Genomic DNA, 19,307 nt, shown 5'->3' on the forward strand with positions numbered 1-19,307 from the left:
CCGGCCGCCCTTTGCACTGATCCATCTGGCGGCCGGTATCATTGGCCGGGTGGTATCAGCCGAAAGCGGGGACCGCGCGGCGAAAATCGGCCCTCGCCGCGACGAAACTGAGCGCGATCTGCATCCGCAGGTCGCGCGCGTCGTCCGGCCAGCCGACTTCCGGCGGATGCAGGGTGATCCCGGCGGCCTCAAGGGCGGCGGCCATCCCGGCCAGGGCCGTCCCGGGGCACTCGCAGCCGATCACCGCGCGGGCCTGCGCGAAGAACTGGTGGCTGACCACCCAGCCTCCGGCGGTGGCGATCGCCTGGGACAGCGCGCTGACCGCGGCGTGGAACTCGGCCCGCGTCGTCGCTTCGAGAAACAGCACCGCGTCCTCCCTCTGTCGTTCCGGCTCAATTGGGTGATTCTGCCACCGAATCGCCGCCGGGGGAATTTCACCGCCCGAGATGCGGGAAGGGTGGCCGGGGCATGGCGATGGTCATGGGGGAAATATCTCTTTAGATCTGCCTCGAATCCATCTACCATGACGTTCATGGTATGCCGGCAAATACCCTCGTGCCGCGCCATGGCCAAAAACGATTCTGCTGTTCGATCACGCGGGCAAGATCGGGATCTTGCACGGAACGGCCCTGTCATCGCGCGCGACAGGGAAAGAGGGAGGAAAAGAGGGAGGACGTGTCAACCCGGGTCAGGTGGAGAAGGCAATGCAGAACATCTCGATCCTGCTCAAGATCATGGTTCTGGTCACGGTGATGGCCGTCATCACCGGGATCGTCGGCTATCTCGGCGTCACCAACGTCAATCATCTGGCGATTTCCGGGCAGGAAATCGATGCCGCCGATGGCCTGGCGCTGAAGGCGGCCCGGCTCAATGCCGCAATCCTCTCCATCAACCGAACCGAATACCGGGCGGCAATGGACCCTACTCCCGAGCTTATCGCTAAAATTATCAAGGTGAATCAAGAAAGAAGCAGTGTCGCCGAGGCGATAATCCGCGATTTGAAATCAAGTGCCGACGATCGTGGTCTGGAGGCCCTCAATAAACTTGAGGCTGACTATGCGGCATATCAGTCTCAGCTTAATGAAAACATCTCGACGATCCAAAAAAACAGTGTCGGCGCCAAAATGGATGCCACACAGCAGGAAATCGTGAAATCCGTTGCTCGCAGCCGCGCCATCGTTGATCGTCTTCAGGAATCCATAAATGTCGTCGAAAGTTATTTCGATGTATCCGGGACAAATATTGCCAGACGCGGCATGGAATTATCCAAGGAGAAGATGGTTTTCATGATTCTTGCCTCGCTGGTGGGGGTGATCGCGGGGGTGATCATCGGCTATCTGATCGGCAATTTCGGCATCTCGAAACCGATCGGCCGGGCGGTGCAGGGGCTCAAGGCCCTGTCGGACGGCAATACCGACGTCGATCTCTACGGCGTGGGGCGCCGGGACGAAATCGGGCTGATCGCCAACACGATGCAGGTGTTCAAGGAGACCCTGATCCGCACCCGCAAGATGGAAACGGAGCAGAAGGAGCAGAAGCGGCGGGCCGACGCCGACCGGCTGGCGGCGATGCGCAAGATGGCCGATCTGTTCGAAGGCAGCGTCGGCACGATCGTCGGCACCGTGACCGCGGCGGCGGACGAATTGCAGGCGGCGTCCGAACAGATGTCCGGCACCGCGACCCGGACCAGTGCCCAGGCCACCGCCGTCTCCTCGGCCGCCCAGCAGGCCTCGGTCAATGTGCAGACGGTGGCGTCCGCGACCGAGCAGCTGGCCTGCTCGATCAAGGAGATCGCCCATCAGGTCGAGCGCTCCCAGTCGGTGTCGGTGCGGGCCCAGACCGAAGCGGCCGACACCACCTCCCATGTGCAGGAACTGTCGGAAAAGGTCTCGAAAATCGGCGACATCGTCACCCTGATCAACGACATCGCCTCGCAGACCAATCTGCTGGCGCTCAACGCGACGATCGAGGCCGCGCGCGCCGGCGATGCCGGCAAGGGCTTTTCGGTGGTGGCGGGCGAGGTCAAGAATCTGGCCAACCAGACCGCGCGGGCGACCAGCGAGATCGCCGCCCAGATCCAGGCGGTGCAGAAGGGCACCAGCTCGGCGGTGATGGCGATCAACGGCATCGCGGCGGTGATCGCGGAGATGAGCGAAATCAGCGCCGCCGTTTCGGCGGCGGTGCAGCAGCAGACCGCCGCCACCGGGGAAATCGCCCGCAATGTCGAACAGGCCTCCGCCGGCACCTCGGACGTCTCGGTCAACATCGTCAGCGTCGAGAAAGCGGCCAAGGAGACCGGAACCGCCGCCGCGCGGATAAATACCGCGTCGGGAAACCTGTCCCGGCAGGCGGAAATCCTGGGCGAGGAAGTCGGCCGCTTCCTGGTTCAGGTCCGGGCGGACGGCGCGGAAGGCGATCTGCTGCTGTGGGACGAGACCCTGACCTTCGGCGTCGCCTCGGTCGATCTCCACCACAAGGAGATGTTCCGCATGATCAACGACGCCTACAAACTGATGATGTCGGGTCAGGGCGCGGTCGCCTCGGCGCGGATGGTGGAAAAGCTGTCGGGAGCGCTGCAACAGCACTTCAGCGAAGAAGAGACGGAGATGTCCCAGCGTGGCTATCCGGATGCGGCGAGCCATCGCCGGAGCCACGAAACCTTCCTCCACCGCGCCGCCGAGCTGCGGGGCGACATCGAGGCGAACCGGCCCGAGGCGCCCGGCAAGCTGTTTGATTACCTCGCCTCCTGGCTGACCGACCATGTTCGGGGCGAAGATGCGGCCTTCGCCGCCTACCTGAAGAAGACGGCGCGGGCCGCCTGACCGGGCAGGGGGGGCGGGGACCCGTCCCCCCTGCCGACCTGCGGCGCCATCGTCATCCTGTCCGGGGGGATGATGATCCGCTGGATCAAGGTGGGCTCTGCCCACACCCGCCAGGAGCCAGCGGCTCCTGGACCTGCTTCAATTGTCAGCCCAGAATAGCCGCGCGGGCGTCGCCTTGTTCCAGGCGGTGAACTGCGCCCGCCGGTTCGACCCGAGCCGGCGCTTCCAGAGCGGCGAGGGTCAACATCCCTGCGGTCCAGAAGGCTCGGGGCCTCGGGAACACCATCGCATTTGGTGCCAACAGGGTGCAAGATCAGCGTTGTCCCGTGGGCGTGGAGGGGAGGAACCTCACCCGTCTCGCGTGGTCACCGCCTTGATCCGCTGCGGTACGCCCCAACGCGCGGGAGGGATGGTCAGGCGGCGGTGCGCCAGCCTTCGGCGGTTTCCTCGAAGCAGCGGCGTCGATGCTCAATTTCATCAAGGTCGGCCATGGCGTCAATGAGGCCCCGCACGTCGGAATTGCCGCTGGCCTGCTCGCGGTACAGAATGCGGATCAGGCGATCGGCCGGGCCCGGTACGTCGGTTTGCCCCTTCTCCCACCGCGCGACCGTCTGCGCATCCACGCCCAGCAGGGCGGCAAGGCCGCTCTGGGACAGGTCCAGTTCCTTGCGGAGGAACCGAACCTCCGCGCCGTCGAGGCGGGCGCGGCGGCGGATGATGTCCTCGGCAATGACCCGGTGCAGGCCGGCGACATCCTCGATCGAAACGCCGGAGCCATAGGGGGTGTCGTGACGGGTGAAGCCGTTGACGAGATAGACATCGTCCAGCCCGCACAGCGTGTAGTGGTAGAGCCCCGGTTCCGCGTTCATCTCACGTCTTCCCATTCCATGGTGACGATGACGAGGGTGTTGCCACGGGCAATCACGGTCACCACCCCGGCATCACGGGTTCCCCGCAAGCGCATCACCACCTTGCATTTCCAATCCCCATGCTCCGTCAAGGCTGGAGCCTGAAAAACGCTCCCCTTGGTCAGAACCCGGAACAGGTCGGTGGTGTCGAAACCGCGCTGTTCCATGCGCTCGGCCGCATGATCGGTGATAACGACCCGTTCCGATGTCAGGGCCAAGGCCCGGATGGCGGCTTCGGCCTGTTTCGGGGTCATGAGGGATGCCAGCCGTCCAACCATGCCCCTATCAATATGATAGGTCGGGATGGACGGTCAAGGACGGGGATAGACGGGAATGGACAGTTCAAGCTGGACAGGCCCGAGGCATGGTCAGGCGGCTATACCATCACCGCATTCGCCGCGTGCGGTGATGATGCACCCGATCCGTGCGACATGACCGACGGGATACCGATGACGGCGCGTCGTTAAGGCCACGGGTTTAATAGCGGAACAGCCACAACGCCACCAACAGCACCGGCAGCAGCGCGGGCAGCAGCGCCCGCACCATCGCCGGCACCTGCAAAACGCGACGCGCGGCGGCGGAGATTCGCTGCCGCTGCCGGACTGAGGGAACAGCCGCCAGAGCCAGAAAACATTTCTATCATCGCTGAGAAAACTGTCGGCCGCCTCACCGCACTTAGAGACAAACTTGGCAAATATATGGCTGAAAAGGCTGACCTGTTCGTCAGCGCGATTGCGAAAGAATCGGCGAAATGGGTTGTCAGGTTGCCGTTATGGGGGAGCATCTTGGCACTTTCGATAGCTCGGACGGAACCTGTTGCTTCGCGGCCTTGGGATCGGAACCCAGATAGACCTTCACGATCTGCCCAGCCGTGCCGAGCCGCTCCTTGCGGATCTCGGGCGGGATCTGTCGCACGATGTCGGTGGGAACGCGCTTCTGGAAGTAGAGGTAATTTCCGTCGCGCTTCAGGTCGGGAGGCATGTCCATGCCCTCGATTGTAGCCCAATCGAGAAAGCCGAAAGCCGCAGAAACGCTGGCTTTGGCGGAAATCCTAGGGGATGAAGAGAGGTTGGCGCACCCGACAGGATTCGAACCTGTGACCCCCGCCTTCGGAGGGCGGTACTCTATCCAGCTGAGCTACGGGTGCAATGCCGAAGCGAGGGCCGTCAACATATGTCAGGAGGGGCCGGGATGCAAGGCACAAAATCGTCGCCCCCGGCCGCTCTTGCCCGTGCCGGGCGGCGGGCCCATCTCGACCTCATGACAACACGAAAGAGGCGGCGGGGATGACGGTGATCGAAACCGATGCGGTGGTGGTGGGCGCCGGCCCGGTCGGGCTGTTTGCCGTGTTCCAATGCGGCATGGTCAAGGTCCGCTGTGCCGTCATCGACGCCCTGCCTCACCCCGGCGGCCAGCTCACCGCGCTTTATCCGGAAAAGCCGATCTACGACTGCCCCGGCCATCCCTCCATCCTCGCCGCCGATCTGGTCGAGCGGCTGGTGGCCCAGGCCGCCCCGTTCGCTCCGGTCTATCATTTCGGCGTCACCGCCACCGCGCTCGATCCCGAGTCCGACGGGCGCTGGCGGATCGGGCTTAGCGACGGCACCGTGCTGCTGTGCCGGGCGGTGATCCTGGCCTCGGGTGGCGGCGCCTTTGCCCCCAAGCGGCCGCCGCTGCCCGATCTCGATCAATTCGAGGGCACGAGCGTGTTCTACAGCGTGCCCCGCCGCGAGGCCCTGCGCGGCCAGCGGGTGGTGATCGCTGGCGGCGGCGATGCTGCGGTCGATTGGGCGATTTCCCTGGCCGAGATCGCCGCCCGGGTCAGCGTGGTGCATCGGCGCGAGCGGTTCCGCGCCGCTCCGGTGGCCGAGGCCACCCTGCGCCGCCTTGCCGCCGAGGGCGCGGTCGAACTGGTGGCTCCCGCCCAGTTGCACGGACTCGAAGGCCAGGACGGCCGGCTCGACGCGGTGGTGGTGGCCGATCTCGACGGGGTCCCCCGCCGCCTGCCGGCCGACGTGCTGCTGGCCTTCTTCGGCCTGCTCGGCGAGATCGGCCCGATCGCCGGCTGGGGGCTGACGATGGAGGGCAACGCGGTGGTGATCGACCCGGCCAGCGGGGCCTGCTCGCGCCCCGGCATCTTCGCCTGCGGCGACATCTGCACCTATCCCGGCAAGCTGCGGCTGATTCTCACCGGCTTCGCCGAGGCGGCCCGCGCCGCTACCTCGGCCTTCGCCGTGGTCCATCCCGGCGAGGCGCTGCATTTCGTCCATTCGACCACCGCCGGCGTGCCGGGGCCGCTTTGATTTATCGATGAAAGCATGAGGGGCTTGGGGAGCCTTGCTCCCCAAGCGGGCGCGGGCGGCAGCCCGCCGAATTGACCGGGCCCGGGCGGGCGTCCGCCGCTCAGTCGGCGGAGGCGTCGGGGGCGCTCGGTTCGGCGCTGGCGGCCCGGGCGCTGGCGCGGCGGTGGCCGGCATAGGCGCTGTAGATCGCGAAGCTGAACAGGCAGAGGATGAAGCCGGCCAGCACGTACCATTTGCTGTCGCCCAGCCATTCCTCGAGCTTGCGGCCCATGAAATAGCCGCCCCAGGCGAAACAGTGGGCCCACAGGCCGGCGGCGATCAGGTTGAGCACCAGATACTTGAACCGGGGCACCCCGGCGATGCCGACGATGAAGGGGGCGACGTTGCGCACCCCGTAGATCCAGCGGAAGGTCAGGATGAACACCGCCGGGGATCGTTTCAGCGCCTCGAACGCCCAATCGATCCGTCCGGTAAGCCGGGGCCATCGCTTCAGCAATGGTGTGCCGAACTGGCGGCCGATATAGAAATAGAGCTGGTCGCCGAGAAAGCTGCCGGCCCAGGCGGCGGCGGCGAGAACCTCGACATTGATGGCAAACCGGCCTTCGGAGGCGAGTATTCCCGTCACCAGGACGACGGTTTCCCCTTCAACGAACGTCCACGCGGCGATGAACAAATAGAGAAGGAAGCCGTATTCCCTGAGGATGTGGATGATGAGATCTTCCAAGGGGGCTCCCGGAGATAGGGCCGAACCGAACGTCTGACTGCAAAAATCCGGCAACAGAGCCAGGGCGTCAACGTCGAAATCGAAACCTTATCGTTAAATCATCGTCGCTTCATCGAAACCGCCGCCCGGGCGGTGCAACCGGGTGACGTGCCCCATCTTGCGACCGGGCCGGGCTTCGGCCTTGCCATACAGATGTAGGTGGGCCTCGGGATCGCGCAAGAGGTCGAGCCAGTCAGCGGCCTCGTCGCCGATCAGATTGGTCATCACCGCATCGGAATGACGGCGGGGACTGCCCAGCGGCAGCCCGCACACGGCGCGGATGAACTGCTCGAACTGGTCGGTCAGGCAGGCGTCGATGGTCCAGTGGCCGGAATTGTGCGGCCGGGGCGCCATCTCGTTGACCAGCAGCCCGTCCGGGGTGACGAACATCTCGACCGCGAGCAGGCCGATCACGTCGAGCGCCTCGGCGGCGCGGCGGGCGATGTCGATCGCGGCGGTGGCGGTGGCGGCCGGGATCGGCGCCGGCACGGTCGAGGTGTGCAGGATGTGGTGGCGGTGGACGTTCCAGGCCGGGTCGAACGCCGCCCAGGCGCCGTCGCCGCCCCGGGCAATCACCACCGAGATCTCGCCCTGGAAATCGATGAAGCCTTCGAGGATCGCGCTGCCCGCCGCGCCGCCGGGCGCCTTGCCCAGCGCGGCCCAGGCCGCCGCCGCGTCGGTGTCGGCGTCGATCCGTACCTGTCCCTTGCCGTCATAGCCCATCCGCGCCGTCTTCAGCACGGCGGGGCGGCCGATCTCGGCCAGCGCGGCCTCGAGTGCGGCGACGCCGTCCACCGCCCGCCACGGCGCGGTGGCGATGCCGATGCCGTTGAAGAAGCGCTTTTCGACGATGCGGTCCTGGGCGGTTTCCAGCACGGTCCAGGACGGCCGCACCGGGACGATCTCGGCCAGCCGGCGCACGCTGTCGGCCGGGATGTTCTCGAATTCGAAGGTGACCACGTCAACCGCGCGGGCGAAGGATTCCAGCGCGGCGGGGTCGGTGTAGGCGGCGACGGTGGCGGCGGCGGCGACCTGGGCCGCCGGGCTGTCGGGCTCGGGGCTGAAGATGTGGACGCGGTAGCCGAGCCGGGCGGCGGCCAGCGCCGCCATCCGCCCGAGCTGCCCGCCGCCGACGATACCGACGGTGCCGCCGGGGGCGAGACGGAACGGCGCGGAGGTCACGGCCGGACCAGCTGCGGATTTTCGGGATCGACCGGAGCGGGGGAGACCGCGTCGGTCTGGCGGGCGCGCCACCCATCGAGCGCCTCGGCCACCCGGTCGTCGCCCAGCGCGATCACGGCGGCGGCGAGCAGGGCGGCGTTGATCGCGCCGGCCTTGCCGATCGCCACGGTGCCGACCGGAATCCCGCCGGGCATCTGCACGATCGACAGCAGCGAATCGAGGCCCTTGAGGGCGCGGCTTTCGACCGGGACGCCGAACACCGGCAGCGGGGTCATCGACGCGGTCATCCCGGGCAGATGGGCGGCGCCGCCGGCGCCGGCGACGATCACCTTGAGGCCACGGCTCCGGGCGGTGCTGGCGTACTCGACCAGCCGGGCCGGGGTGCGGTGGGCGGAAACGATGCGGGTCTCGTAGGGGATCCCGAGTTCGCTGAGAGTGACGGCGGCATGGCGCATGGTTTCCCAGTCGGACTGACTGCCCATGATGATGCCGACCACCGGGCTCGACCTGTCGTCCATAATGCGGCTGCCTCGCCGAGAAGGGAGAAAGGGCGGGATTATAGGGATCGACAGCCTTCGTGCAAGCCCGTATTCTCGGAAGGGGCAAACAGGGCGCACACAGGCTCTTGACAGCCCGTCGGCCGGGCCGGTATAAGCTCGGCCTCCTGCTGGGGCGGAGTAGCTCAGCTGGTTAGAGCAGCGGAATCATAATCCGCGTGTCGGGGGTTCAAGTCCCTCCTCCGCTACCAATGAAATCAACGGCTTAGCAGTTCACTGCTAGGCCGTTGATCGTTTTTGGGGCAGCGCGTCGCCCCTATTGGGGACTGTTCCGTCCAACAACGGCGCGATGGCGGCGGCGACGGGCTGATCAGCCCAGCTTCTCCCGGGCCGCGACCGCCAGAAAGCCGGACCGGCTCATGCCTTCCGCGCGCGCGGCGGCATCGATCCGGCTCAACAGGCCCTCGTCCATCGTGGCGTTGAACCGGATCGTCTTGCCGGGAAGATCCGCCCGGACCAGCACCCGGCAGGCTTCGTCGATCTCGGGATCGGGCTCGATCCGGTCCAGCGGGGTCGGATCGGGCAGCGGATCCCCGTCTTCGATCATGCCGCGCAGGTGGAGGCCCAGGGCTTCCTCGGCCGAGCGGGCGGCCGCCTCGATCGTCTCGCCCGCGCTGGTGCAACCGGGCAGGTCGGGGAAGAACACCCCGAAGCCCGGCCCTTCGCCTCGTTCGATGATTGCCGGGTAATAACGGATCGCCATCGTCTGCTCCTTACCTGATCTTGAGGCCGGACTGGCGCTCGATGCTCTTGAGGGTGCCGGTCTTCATATCCTTCTCGGGGTGCTTGACCGTGACCCGGCCCGGCTTGGTCGGGTGCTTGAACTGATGGTGTGACCCCTCGACATTGACCAGACGCCACCCATCCGCCTCAAGGGCCTTGATCGCGTCCCGACTGCTGATGCTCTTGACCATTTCGCCCCACTTTGTGTGTATTTTATACACATAAAGTGGGGCGTGTCACGGGGCTATGTGTCTTTAATGTGTAGAAATGGGCCGGGACGGCCTCGATCCTGGACCGGATCGCCGGGATATGGCGCGCGGAAATGTCGCTGACGATCACCCGCGAACACCTCCACCACCGTGCCGTCGGTCGGCCCCCCCGGGGGGCCGAGGGGCCTCAGACCCTGGAGGTGGGCGCGGGTCAGCTTGCCTCTTCGGCCGGAGCCTTGCCGAGCTTGAGCAGGGTTTCGACGCGGTTCTTCTCGACCATTTCGGCGACCTCGTCGCGCCAAATCTCGCGGATGAAGGCGGGCTCGCGGCCTCCGAGCGCGGATCGGACTTTCACGATGGCGACCGCCGTGCTCAGGCTGAAATGTTCCTTGTTCGCCTTGAAGCGCGCCAGCTTGGCGTGAGCCTTGGCTTCATCGTTTTTCGGGCGGTGGGAGGGGAAGACGGCATCGACTTGGTACGAGCCAGGGACCCCGGTCTGGCTTAATTGCTTGGCGCGCTCGTAAACATCCTTGGTGGTCATGCCGACCTTCACGAAGCCGGGGATGTTGGGATTGGACATGACGTAGACCACGCCTTCGAACGGCTTGATCTTCGCTACCGGCGCACCGCAATTTGCGCATTGAAGCTCCCTGACATGGGGTGAGAGCACGCCCTTGGTCTCGGCGTCGCAGGCCCCACAGGTCAAGGTGATCTGGTACAGCTCCATGTTGTCTTTGGTTCCCTTGGCACATGCGTATCCGATGGCGGCGCGGAGCCCGCCACTCGGTCTTCCGTCCTGCCGACACTTACAGATCGAGATCGACCAGCACCGGGACGTGATCGGACGGCTGCGGCCAGGCGCGGGCCTCGCGGGCGACCAGGGCGCCGCGCAGGCGGTCGCGCAGCGCCGGGGTGACCCAGATATGGTCGAGCCGGCGGCCGCGATCGTTGCGGGTCCAGTCGGGCGAGCGGTAGCTCCACCACGTATAGAGCTTCTCCGTCTCCGGCACGAAGTGGCGCACCGCGTCGATCAGCGGCACCGTCGCCTGCAACCGGGTCAGCGCCTCGACCTCGACCGGGGTGTGGCTGACCACGTCGAGCAATTGCCGGTGCGACCAGACGTCGTTTTCGAGCGGGGCGATGTTGAAGTCGCCGGCCAGGATCGCCCGGGCGTCGGGGCGCAGTTCGGTCGCCGCCCATTCGGTCAGTTCGCGCAGGAAACCGAGCTTGTGGGCGAATTTGGGATTGGTGTCGGGATCGGGCACGTCGCCGCCGGCCGGGACATAGAGGCAATGCACCGCGGTGCCGTCCTCCAGCTCGGCGCTGAGGTGGCGGCGGTCGTCCTTGCCGCACCAGGAATGGGTGCGGATGTTGGCGAGCGGCCGGCGCGACAGCAGGGCGACCCCGTTGTAGCTCTTCATCCCGTGGAAGGCGACATGGTCGAAGCCGAGGGCGCGGCAGGACTCGAGCGGGAACAGCGCGTCCGTCACCTTGATCTCCTGCAGGCACAGCAGATCGGGGCGCAGCTCGGCCACCAGCCGCTCGACCAGATCGAGCCGCAGCCGCAGCGAATTGACGTTCCAGGTCACCACGCGCACCGGGCGACTCCCTCCGTGAGTGGACAGTTGGGGAAAGGGCAGGGGAGGGGGCGGCGGGCGCCCCCCCGGAGGGGCTCAGCCTTCCTTGACCCCGGTCACCAGATAATTGACCTCGAGAGAGTCGGTCTCGCGCCAGACGTCGAGCAGCGGGTTGTAGGCGACGCCGACCTGACGGCGGGTTTCCACCCCGGCCCCGCGCAGCATGCGGGCGAATTCGGACGGGCGGACGAACTTGTGCCAGTCGTGGGTGCCGCGCGGCAGCCAGCGCAGCACGTATTCGGCCCCGACCACCGCCAGCAGCCAGGCCTTGGGGGTGCGGTTCATGGTGGCACCGACGAACATCCCGCCCGGCTTCAGCCGGGCACAGGCCGCCTCGAGGAACAGGGCGACGTCGGTGACGTGCTCGACCACCTCCATCGACAGCACCACGTCGAACCGCAATTCGGGGTCGAGCTGCTCGGGGGTGGCGACGCGGTAGGTCACCGGCACCCCCGATTTCTCGGCGTGCAGGCGGGCGATGGCGACGTTCTTCTCGCCGGCGTCGATCCCGGTGACGGTGAAGCCCATCTCGGCCAGCGGTTCCGACAGCAGGCCGCCGCCCGAGCCGACATCAAGCAGGGTCAGCCCCTCGAACGGCCGCGCCGCCTCGGGATCGCGGCCGAAATGACGGGCGAACTCGCGCCGCATGAAGGCCAGCCGCACCGGATTGAACTTGTGCAGCGGCTTGAACTTGCCGTGGGGATCCCACCAGGCTTCGGCCATGGCGGTGAAACGGGCGATTTCCTCCGGCGACGCGGTGCCCGGCTGAGACATCGGACCAAACCCTCCTTGTCGCGCCCGGCCGGCGCGGGCCGGGCGCTTGCTTCCGAACTTTCGACAGAGTATGAATACGCGCCCTTCCGGCGGCAACCGGGCATGTGAAAGTTTTGGCGGATCGGGGCGGAACGCCCGCCGCCTTCCCCTTCCCGTCCGGGCGCCCACCGCAAACGCTCAAGGTCTCCTGAATGGCGCGCATCGTAATGAAATTCGGCGGCACCTCGGTTGCCGACATCGACCGCATCAAGAACGTCGCGCGCCGGGTCAAGCGCGAAGTCGAGGCCGGTCATCAGATCGCGGTGGTGGTGTCGGCGATGTCCGGGGTGACCAACCGGCTGGTCGGCTGGTGCAACCAGATGGCGGCGTTGCCTGATCCGCGCGAATATGACACCGTGGTGGCCACCGGCGAGCAGGTGACCGTCGGGCTGCTGGCGATCGGCTTGCAGGAACTCGGCCTCGACGCCCGGTCGTGGTGCGGCTGGCAGGTGCCGATCCGCAGCGACGGCGTGCACGGCAAGGCCCGGATCGATTCGATCGACACCACCCGGATGGTGGCGGCGATGCAGGCCGGGCAGGTGGCGGTGGTCGCCGGGTTCCAGGCGGTCGGTCCGGAGGAGCGGATCAGCACGCTGGGCCGGGGCGGCTCCGATACCTCGGCGGTGGCGCTGGCGGCGGCGCTCGGTGCCGACCGCTGCGATATCTATACCGACGTCGACGGGGTCTACACCACCGACCCCCGCATCGTCGCCAAGGCGCGCAAGCTCGACCGCATCACCTACGAGGAGATGCTCGAACTGGCCTCGGTCGGCGCCAAGGTGTTGCAGACCCGGTCGGTCGAGATGGCGATGAAGCACCGGGTGCGGGTCCAGGTCCTCTCCAGTTTCGAGGACAAGCCCGGCACCCTGGTTTGTGACGAGGATGAGATCGTGGAACAGGAACTGGTGAGCGGCATCGCCTACAGCCGCGACGAGACCAAGGTCACCCTGACCCGGGTGCCCGACCGCCCCGGCATCGCCGCCGCGATCTTCGGCCCGCTGGCCGAGGCGGCGGTCAATGTCGACATGATCGTCCAGAACGTGTCGGAGGACGGGCGGTTCACCGACCTGACCTTCACCATCCCCCATCCCGACCTCGAACGCACCCGTCAGGTGCTCGAAGCGGCGCGGGGCGACCTCGGCTACGAGCGGCTGGTGGCCGATGCCGACGTGGTCAAGGTGTCGGTGATCGGCGTCGGCATGCGCAGCCATCCCGGCATCGCCCAGAAGATGTTCCAGACCCTGGCCTCGGAAGGGATCAACATCCAGGTGATCTCGACCTCCGAAATCAAGGTCAGCGTGCTGATCGCGGAAAAGTACACCGAACTGGCGCTTCGGGCGCTGCACACCGCCTACGGCCTCGACGCCGCCTGACGCGCGGCGGCACTGGCGGCGACGGGCGCGTGCGTCCGGAGCGGCCCTGGCGCAACCGGCGATCGATTAGAGGATCCGATGGACAAGGCGAGACAGCGGCTGGAGCTTTTGTGGCAGCGGGGCCGGGCGTTCCTCGGCACCGAATTCGCCATCATGGGCGGGGCGATGTCGTGGATTTCGGAGCGCCATCTGGTCGCCGCGATCTCCAACGGCGGCGGCTTCGGGGTGCTGGCCAGCGGCACGATGACCCCCGAGCGGCTGGAGGAGGAGATCAAGGCCACCCAGGCCCTGACCGACCGGCCGTTCGGCGTCAACCTGATCACCATGCACCAGCAGCTCGACGCGCTGATCGACGTCTGCGGCGCGCTCGGCGTCGGCCATGTCGTGCTGGCCGGCGGCCTGCCGACCACCGCCGCGATCCGCCGCGCCAAGGCCCATGGCGGCAAGGTGATGTGCTTCGCCCCCACCGTGCCGTTCGCCCGCAAGCTGGTGCGCACCGGCATCGACGCGCTGGTGATCGAGGGCACTGAGGCCGGCGGCCATATCGGCCCGGTCTCGACCAGCGTGCTGGCCCAGGAGATCCTGCCCGAGGTGCCCGAGGTGCCGGTGTTCGTCGCCGGCGGGATCGGCCGGGGCGAGGCGATGCTGTCCTATCTCGAGATGGGCGCCGCCGGCTGCCAGCTCGGCACCCGCTTCGTCTGCGCCACCGAATGCGTCGCCCACCCCAGGTTCAAGCAGGCCTTCATCAAGGCGGCGGCGCGCGACGCGGTGCCCAGCACCCAGGTCGATCCCCAGTTCCCGGTGATCCCGGTGCGGGCGCTGCCCAACGCCGCCACCCGCCGCTTCGTCGAGTTCCAGCAGGAGGTGATCGCCCGCTGCCGCGCGGGGGAACTGCCGGCCAAGGAGGCCCAGTTGCAGATCGAGCATTACTGGGCCGGCGCGCTGCGCCGCGCGGTGATCGACGGCGACGTCGAGAACGGCTCGCTGATGGCCGGCCAGAGCGTCGGCATGGTCACCCGCGAGCAGCCGACGGTCGAGATCCTGCGCGAGATGGTCGATCAGGCCCTTGCCGCCCTCGCCGCCCGGGAAGGGCGGCCGCTGGCCCTGGCCGGACAGTGAGCCGGCCGGAGCCGGCGACAGGAGCGCGACGATGGTGACTTCGGGGGCGACATCGGTGTCGCGGCGCCTGCTCGGGCGGTTGCGCGACGTGATGGCCGGCGGCGGCACGGCCCAGGACCGTCTCGACAAGGTGGTGACGCTGATCGCGCGCGACATGGTCGCCGAGGTCTGCTCCTGCTACGTGATGCGGGCCGGCGAGGTGCTCGAGCTGTTCGCCACCGAGGGGCTCAAGCACGAATCCGTCCATCGCACCCGGCTGCGCGTCGCCGAGGGTCTGGTCGGCGACATTGCCGCCCACGCCCGCCCGCTGGCGCTGGCCGACGCCCAGGCCCATCCCCATTTCGCCTACCGCCCCGAAACCGGGGAAGAGGTCTATCACTCGCTGATGGGCGTGCCGATCATCCGCGGCTCGCGGGTGCTGGGCGTGCTGGTGGTGCAGAACCGCACCATGCGCCATTACACCGAGGAAGAGGTCGAAACCCTCGAGACGGTGGCGATGGTGCTGGCCGAGCTGGTCGCCTCGGGCGATCTGGTCGATCGCTCCGAACTGGTGCCGGTCGACGGCAACGCGGTGCTGCCGCTCCGGCTCGAGGGCGTCCGGCTCAATGGCGGGGTCGGGCTCGGCGTCGCCGTGCTGCACCGGCCGCGCATCGTCGTGCGCCGGCTGGTGGCCGAGGATCCCGACATCGAGATGGAGCGCCTGACCCGGGCGCTGGCGGCGATCAAGTCACAGATCGACGTGCTGTTCACCCGGCCCGAACTGCGCGACGGCGAGCATCGCGACGTGCTCGAAACCTACCGGATGTTCACCGAGGACAAGGGCTGGCTCAACCGGATCGGCGAGGCGGTGCGCACCGGCCTGACCGCCGAGGCCGGGGTGCAGAAGGTGCTCGACGACACCCGGGCCCGGATGAACCTGATCGCCGACGCCTATCTGCGCGAGCGGCTGCACGATTTCGAGGACCTCGCCAACCGCCTGTTGCAGCAATTGTCGGGCGACGACGAGGAAGGCGGCCGGGGCGGCGACCTGCCCGAGGCGGCGATCCTGGTCGCCCGCAACATCGGCCCGATGGAGCTGTTCGATTACGACCCGCGCCGGCTGCGCGGGCTGGTGCTGGAGGAAGGCTCGACCACCTCGCACGTCGCCATCGTCGCCCGCGCCCTCGACATTCCGGTGGTCGGCCGGGTCAAGGACGTGCTCGACATGATCGACAGCCTCGACCCGGTGATCTGCGACGGCGACAACGGGCAGGTGTTCATCCGCCCGCCCGACGACATCCGTGATTCGGTGGTCGAGGCGTTGAGCGCCCGCCAGCAGCGCCGCGCCATCTATGCCCGGCTGCGCGATCTGCCGGCGGTGACGCGCGACGACACCCGCATCGCCCTCTACATGAATGCCGGCCTGCTGCTCGATTTGCAGCATCTGCACGAATGCGGCGCCGACGGCATCGGCCTCTACCGCACCGAGCTGCCGTTCATGGCCCGCTCGGCGCTGCCCAACGTCGATGCCCAGACCCTGCTCTACCGCAAGATCCTCGATCAGGCCGAGGGCAAGCGGGTGGTGTTCCGCACCCTCGATGTCGGCGGCGACAAGGTGCTGCCCTACTGGAACCCGTCGGAAGAGGACAATCCGGCGCTGGGCTGGCGCTCGATCCGCATCACGCTGGACCGTCCGGCGGTGATGCGCCAGCAATTGCGCGCTTTGCTGCGCGCGGCGGGCGGGCGCGAGCTGTCGGTGATGTTCCCGATGGTGGCCGAGGTGGCCGAACTGGTTCAGGCCCGCCGCATCCTCGACATCGAGATCGCCCGCGAGACCGCCGCCGGCACCCCGCTGCCGGAACGGATCCGGGTCGGCACCATGCTGGAGGTGCCGGCGCTGGCGTTCCAGCTCGACGCGCTGCTGCCGCTGGTCGATTTCGTCTCGATCGGCTCGAACGACCTGACCCAGTTCCTGTTCGCGATCGACCGGGGCAATCCCCGCATCGCCGAACGCTACGACCCGCTGGCGCCGGGGATGGTCCGCTTCATGCACATGGTGTCGGAGAAATGCCGCGCCCACGGCGTCGATCTGTCGGTGTGCGGCGAGATGGCCGCCCGTCCGCTCGAGGCGATGACCCTGATCGGGGTCGGCATCCGCACCCTGTCGGTCACCGCCCCGGCGATCGGCCCGATCAAGACCATGGTGCGCAGCCTGGATGTCGCCTCCCTCGAATCCTACCTGTTCACCCTGCTCGATTCGCGCGATCATTCGCTGCGTTCGCGCCTGCGCGGCTTCGCGATCGATCACGGCGTGTCGCTCTGACCGTGTCGGTCCGCCGTCCGGGCGGGGTTGCCCCCGTTCGGGGGAATTGCTAAACCAAGGCAGAGCTTGACGAGAAAGGTCCGCCACCGTGGACAGTCCCGCTTCCGACGATCCGATCCCGCCGGCGCAGTCCGGCGAACCCGAGGCGGCCCCGGCCGTCGCGGCGGAACGGCCCGGCGGCGGTGGGGAATCGCTGGCCGACCGGCTGGCGGTCGGGCCGACGCTGCGCGCCGCGCGTGAGCGGCGGGGATGCAGCCTCGACGAATGCTCGCGCCAATTGTTCATCCGCCTGCCGTTCCTCCAGGCGCTGGAGGAGGGCCGCCACCGCGACCTGCCGGGCGGGGCCTATGCCGCCGGCTTCCTGCGCACCTACGCCGAGTTCCTTGATCTCGACGCCGAGGAGCTGGTCCGCCGTTTCCGCGAGGAAGGGGCGGGCGGCTTCACCAACCGCACCGAGCTGGCCTTTCCCTCGCCGGTGTCGGAAGGGCGGATTCCCGGCGGCGCGGTGATCTTCCTCGGGCTGGTGCTGGCCGGCCTGACCTATGGCGGCTGGCTGCTGCTGTCGAGCCGCGAGTCCCAGGTGGCCGAGATGGTGCCGCCGCTGCCCGAGCGCCTCGCCTCGCTGCTCAACCGGCAGGCGGCGCTGACCGGCGAGCCGCGCCCGGCCGCCCCGGCCGGCGAGGCCGACGGCGCCGTTCGTCCGCGCGAGGACGTGGTGCCCCCGGCCGAAGGCGACGACGAGGCCAAGGCGCCCGAGGCCGCCGCGCCGCCCGCCCCCGCGCCGGCCGCCCCCGCCCCCGCGCCGGTGCCGGCTTTGCCGCCGGCGCCGGTCGAGCCGGTGGCCGCCAAGCCGGATTCGCTCAAGACCGAGCCGCCCAAGGTGGTGCCGGCCAAGCCGGATTCGGCCGTGCCGCCGGCGGCGTCGGTTCCGGTTGCCCCGGTTGTCGCCGCCACCGAGGCCGCCCCGGCCGCCCCGGCCGCCCCGGCCGAGGTCAAGCCGCCCGAGCCCGACGGCAAGGTGTTCGGCGCCGAGCACGCCGACGCCCGGGTGGTGCTGCGCGCCGCCCTCGACGATTGCTGGGTTCAGGTGCGCGAGATGGACGGCTCGATCCTCACCTCCCGCCTGCTGCGGCGGGGCGATGCCCTCCGTCTGCCCAACCGGCCCGGGCTGGTGCTGATGGCCGGCAATGCCGGCGCGTTGGAGGTGACGGTCGATGGGCGGCGGATCCCGGCGCTCGGCGCGGTCGGGCAGGTGCGGCGCGACGTTCGGCTCGATCCCGACCGGCTCGGCGGCGGCAACTGAGCCAAACGGCGGGCGCTGCCCGCACCCGCCAGGACCCCGAGGTTCCTGGACCTCCCTGAACGGGAGGCGCGATCTTTCGGTGCAACGCCGGTGCGCGCCGATCGGGCTTTCTCGCTTCCGCCGGAATGCGCTATAACCCGACCCCTTGACGGTCCCTGTGTGCGAGAGTCCTGCGATGACTGAGCGGTCCTACCGGCAAATCACCCGGCGCAAATCCCGGAAAATCATGGTCGGCCCGGTCGCGGTCGGCGGCGACGCCCCGATCTCGGTCCAGACCATGACCAACACCCGCACCAGCGATGTCGAGGGAACCCTCGATCAGGTCCGCCGCGCCGCCGCCGCCGGGGCCGACATCGTCCGGGTCTCCTGCCCCGACGAGGATTCCACCGCGGCGCTGAAGGCGATCGTCAAGGGCTCGCCGGTGCCGATCGTCGCCGACATCCATTTCAATTATCGCCGCGCCATCGAGGCGGCCGAGGCCGGCGCCGCCTGTCTGCGCATCAATCCCGGCAATATCGGTTCGGTCGAGCGGGTGCGCGAGGTGATCCAGGCGGCGCGCGACCACAATTGCTCGATGCGGATCGGGGTCAATGCCGGCTCGCTCGACAAGCATCTGCTCGAGAAGTACGGCGAGCCCTGTCCCGAGGCGCTGGTCGAAAGCGCGCTCGAACATGCCCGCATCCTTGAGGACAACGACTTCCGCGAGTTCAAGATCAGCGTCAAGGCCTCCAACGTGTTCATGGCGGTGGCGGCCTATCGCGGTCTGGCGGCGGCGTGCGACTATCCGCTTCATCTCGGCATCACCGAGGCCGGCGGGCTGACCCGGGGCACGGTGCAGTCGGCGCTGGGGATCGGTGCCCTGCTGTGGGAAGGGATCGGCGACACCCTGCGCGTCTCGCTGACCGCCGACATCGCCGAGGAGGTCAAGGTTGGTTTCGAGATCCTGAAGGCGCTCGACCTGCGCCACCGCGGGGTCAAGATCATCTCCTGCCCGACCTGTGCCCGCCAGGGCTTCGACGTGGTCAAGACGGTTGAGACGCTGGAAAAGCGGCTGGCCCACATCAGCGCGCCGGTGACGGTGTCGATCCTCGGCTGTGTCGTCAACGGCCCGGGCGAGGCGCGCGAGACGATGATCGGCGTTACCGGCGGCGGCGTTGGCGCCGACAGGAACCGGGTCTATCTCGAGGGGGTGTCCGACCACAATGTCGGCGGCGCCGAGATGATCGACCACATCGTCGAACTGGTCGAGGCCAAGGCCCGCGCCCTCGACGCGGCCAAGGCGGGGGAGTGAGC

19 protein-coding genes and 2 tRNA genes are annotated in these 19,307 nt (G+C 67.9%); 8 read left to right on the forward strand and 13 right to left on the reverse strand.

Features of this window, described 5'->3' with window-relative positions:
- Positions 1-55 precede the first annotated feature (55 nt).
- Positions 56-367, reverse strand: a complete 312-nt coding sequence (locus ACFSNB_RS09650) for a hypothetical protein (protein WP_377315968.1) — start codon at positions 365-367, stop codon at positions 56-58.
- A gap of 337 nt (positions 368-704) precedes the next feature.
- Between ACFSNB_RS09650 and ACFSNB_RS09655 the strand changes: the two genes are divergently transcribed.
- A complete protein-coding gene (locus ACFSNB_RS09655) occupies positions 705-2,822 on the forward strand; it encodes a bacteriohemerythrin (protein WP_377315969.1) in 2,118 nt (705 codons plus the stop codon).
- A 413-nt stretch (positions 2,823-3,235) separates the two neighbouring features.
- Here ACFSNB_RS09655 and ACFSNB_RS09660 read toward each other — a convergent pair whose 3' ends face one another.
- The 4 genes from ACFSNB_RS09660 to ACFSNB_RS09675 form a co-directional block, all read right to left on the reverse strand.
- Positions 3,236-3,691 carry a helix-turn-helix domain-containing protein gene (locus ACFSNB_RS09660; RefSeq protein WP_377315970.1) on the reverse strand — a complete coding sequence of 152 codons (456 nt, stop codon included), beginning with the start codon at positions 3,689-3,691 and terminating at the stop codon, positions 3,236-3,238.
- Positions 3,688-3,984, reverse strand: a complete 297-nt coding sequence (locus ACFSNB_RS09665) for a DUF4258 domain-containing protein (RefSeq protein ID WP_377315971.1) — start codon at positions 3,982-3,984, stop codon at positions 3,688-3,690. The genes ACFSNB_RS09660 and ACFSNB_RS09665 overlap by 4 nt, the downstream gene beginning before the upstream one ends.
- Before the next feature lie 505 nt (positions 3,985-4,489).
- Positions 4,490-4,711 carry a hypothetical protein gene (locus ACFSNB_RS09670; RefSeq protein WP_377315972.1) on the reverse strand — a complete coding sequence of 74 codons (222 nt, stop codon included), beginning with the start codon at positions 4,709-4,711 and terminating at the stop codon, positions 4,490-4,492.
- A gap of 89 nt (positions 4,712-4,800) precedes the next feature.
- Positions 4,801-4,877: transfer RNA gene (locus tag ACFSNB_RS09675), tRNA-Arg, on the reverse strand.
- Between the two features lie 139 nt (positions 4,878-5,016).
- On the opposite strand from ACFSNB_RS09675, the gene ACFSNB_RS09680 reads away from it, so the two are divergent.
- Positions 5,017-6,033, forward strand: a complete 1,017-nt coding sequence (locus tag ACFSNB_RS09680; RefSeq protein ID WP_377315973.1) for an NAD(P)/FAD-dependent oxidoreductase — start codon at positions 5,017-5,019, stop codon at positions 6,031-6,033.
- Between the two features lie 100 nt (positions 6,034-6,133).
- Here the strand turns inward: ACFSNB_RS09680 and ACFSNB_RS09685 are convergent, their stop codons facing one another.
- From ACFSNB_RS09685 to purE, 3 genes are all read right to left on the reverse strand, one after another.
- Positions 6,134-6,757, reverse strand: coding sequence for a DedA family protein (locus ACFSNB_RS09685; RefSeq protein ID WP_377315974.1), 624 nt, complete (start codon positions 6,755-6,757; stop codon positions 6,134-6,136).
- Between the two features lie 93 nt (positions 6,758-6,850).
- Complete coding sequence (locus ACFSNB_RS09690) at positions 6,851-7,978, reverse strand: 5-(carboxyamino)imidazole ribonucleotide synthase (protein ID WP_377315975.1); 1,128 nt, start codon at positions 7,976-7,978, stop codon at positions 6,851-6,853.
- Entirely contained in the window at positions 7,975-8,496 is a 522-nt protein-coding gene (gene purE / locus ACFSNB_RS09695) for a 5-(carboxyamino)imidazole ribonucleotide mutase (RefSeq protein ID WP_377315976.1), read from the reverse strand. Before purE ends, ACFSNB_RS09690 begins: the two co-directional genes overlap by 4 nt.
- Positions 8,497-8,649: 153 nt before the next feature.
- On the opposite strand from purE, the gene ACFSNB_RS09700 reads away from it, so the two are divergent.
- Positions 8,650-8,726 (forward strand) — tRNA-Met (locus ACFSNB_RS09700).
- A gap of 119 nt (positions 8,727-8,845) precedes the next feature.
- Here the strand turns inward: ACFSNB_RS09700 and ACFSNB_RS09705 are convergent.
- The 5 genes from ACFSNB_RS09705 to ubiG form a co-directional block, all read right to left on the reverse strand.
- Positions 8,846-9,238, reverse strand: a complete 393-nt coding sequence (locus tag ACFSNB_RS09705; RefSeq protein ID WP_377315977.1) for a type II toxin-antitoxin system HicB family antitoxin — start codon at positions 9,236-9,238, stop codon at positions 8,846-8,848.
- A gap of 10 nt (positions 9,239-9,248) precedes the next feature.
- A complete protein-coding gene (locus ACFSNB_RS09710) occupies positions 9,249-9,449 on the reverse strand; it encodes a type II toxin-antitoxin system HicA family toxin (RefSeq protein ID WP_377315978.1) in 201 nt (66 codons plus the stop codon).
- Positions 9,450-9,678: 229 nt separating this feature from the next.
- The gene (locus tag ACFSNB_RS09715; RefSeq protein WP_377315979.1) at positions 9,679-10,194 is read right to left on the reverse strand and encodes a GIY-YIG nuclease family protein; all 516 of its coding nucleotides are present in this window, start codon (positions 10,192-10,194) and stop codon (positions 9,679-9,681) included.
- Positions 10,195-10,273: 79 nt separating this feature from the next.
- Positions 10,274-11,065, reverse strand: a complete 792-nt coding sequence (gene xth / locus ACFSNB_RS09720; RefSeq protein WP_377315980.1) for an exodeoxyribonuclease III — start codon at positions 11,063-11,065, stop codon at positions 10,274-10,276.
- 75 nt (positions 11,066-11,140) lie between these two features.
- Entirely contained in the window at positions 11,141-11,878 is a 738-nt protein-coding gene (gene ubiG, locus ACFSNB_RS09725; RefSeq protein WP_377315981.1) for a bifunctional 2-polyprenyl-6-hydroxyphenol methylase/3-demethylubiquinol 3-O-methyltransferase UbiG, read from the reverse strand.
- Positions 11,879-12,069: 191 nt separating this feature from the next.
- On the opposite strand from ubiG, the gene ACFSNB_RS09730 reads away from it, so the two are divergent.
- From ACFSNB_RS09730 to ispG, 5 genes are all read left to right on the forward strand, one after another.
- On the forward strand, positions 12,070-13,290 hold the full coding sequence (locus ACFSNB_RS09730) for an aspartate kinase (protein ID WP_377315982.1): 1,221 nt from the start codon (positions 12,070-12,072) through the stop codon (positions 13,288-13,290).
- A 78-nt stretch (positions 13,291-13,368) separates the two neighbouring features.
- Positions 13,369-14,409 carry an NAD(P)H-dependent flavin oxidoreductase gene (locus ACFSNB_RS09735; RefSeq protein WP_377315983.1) on the forward strand — a complete coding sequence of 347 codons (1,041 nt, stop codon included), beginning with the start codon at positions 13,369-13,371 and terminating at the stop codon, positions 14,407-14,409.
- A 31-nt stretch (positions 14,410-14,440) separates the two neighbouring features.
- Positions 14,441-16,711, forward strand: coding sequence for a phosphoenolpyruvate--protein phosphotransferase (gene ptsP / locus ACFSNB_RS09740; protein ID WP_377315984.1), 2,271 nt, complete (start codon positions 14,441-14,443; stop codon positions 16,709-16,711).
- Between the two features lie 88 nt (positions 16,712-16,799).
- Positions 16,800-18,014: a helix-turn-helix domain-containing protein gene (locus ACFSNB_RS09745; RefSeq protein WP_377315985.1), complete on the forward strand. Its 1,215-nt coding sequence runs from the start codon at positions 16,800-16,802 to the stop codon at positions 18,012-18,014.
- Between the two features lie 175 nt (positions 18,015-18,189).
- Positions 18,190-19,305: a flavodoxin-dependent (E)-4-hydroxy-3-methylbut-2-enyl-diphosphate synthase gene (ispG, locus tag ACFSNB_RS09750; RefSeq protein ID WP_377315986.1), complete on the forward strand. Its 1,116-nt coding sequence runs from the start codon at positions 18,190-18,192 to the stop codon at positions 19,303-19,305.
- Positions 19,306-19,307 lie beyond the last annotated feature (2 nt).

This window comes from Phaeospirillum tilakii (assembly GCF_042683125.1).
In the GTDB taxonomy this organism is placed as follows: Bacteria; Pseudomonadota; Alphaproteobacteria; order Rhodospirillales; family Magnetospirillaceae; genus Phaeospirillum; species Phaeospirillum tilakii.

Bases quoted from the DNA above. Each gene is read 5' to 3' on its own strand.
- ACFSNB_RS09715 (WP_377315979.1), bottom strand. From the start codon at position 10,194: ATGGAGCTGTACCAGATCACCTTGACCTGTGGGGCCTGCGACGCCGAG.
- ptsP (WP_377315984.1), top strand. From the start codon at position 14,441: ATGGTGACTTCGGGGGCGACATCGGTGTCGCGGCGCCTGCTCGGGCGG.
- ACFSNB_RS09655 (WP_377315969.1), top strand. From the start codon at position 705: ATGCAGAACATCTCGATCCTGCTCAAGATCATGGTTCTGGTCACGGTG.
- ispG (WP_377315986.1), top strand. From the start codon at position 18,190: ATGACTGAGCGGTCCTACCGGCAAATCACCCGGCGCAAATCCCGGAAA.
- ACFSNB_RS09680 (WP_377315973.1), top strand. From the start codon at position 5,017: ATGACGGTGATCGAAACCGATGCGGTGGTGGTGGGCGCCGGCCCGGTC.
- ACFSNB_RS09730 (WP_377315982.1), top strand. From the start codon at position 12,070: ATGGCGCGCATCGTAATGAAATTCGGCGGCACCTCGGTTGCCGACATC.
- ACFSNB_RS09705 (WP_377315977.1), bottom strand. From the start codon at position 9,238: ATGGCGATCCGTTATTACCCGGCAATCATCGAACGAGGCGAAGGGCCG.
- purE (WP_377315976.1), bottom strand. From the start codon at position 8,496: ATGGACGACAGGTCGAGCCCGGTGGTCGGCATCATCATGGGCAGTCAG.
- ACFSNB_RS09670 (WP_377315972.1), bottom strand. From the start codon at position 4,711: ATGCCTCCCGACCTGAAGCGCGACGGAAATTACCTCTACTTCCAGAAG.
- ACFSNB_RS09710 (WP_377315978.1), bottom strand. From the start codon at position 9,449: ATGGTCAAGAGCATCAGCAGTCGGGACGCGATCAAGGCCCTTGAGGCG.
- ACFSNB_RS09660 (WP_377315970.1), bottom strand. From the start codon at position 3,691: ATGAACGCGGAACCGGGGCTCTACCACTACACGCTGTGCGGGCTGGAC.
- ubiG (WP_377315981.1), bottom strand. From the start codon at position 11,878: ATGTCTCAGCCGGGCACCGCGTCGCCGGAGGAAATCGCCCGTTTCACC.
- ACFSNB_RS09665 (WP_377315971.1), bottom strand. From the start codon at position 3,984: ATGACCCCGAAACAGGCCGAAGCCGCCATCCGGGCCTTGGCCCTGACA.
- ACFSNB_RS09735 (WP_377315983.1), top strand. From the start codon at position 13,369: ATGGACAAGGCGAGACAGCGGCTGGAGCTTTTGTGGCAGCGGGGCCGG.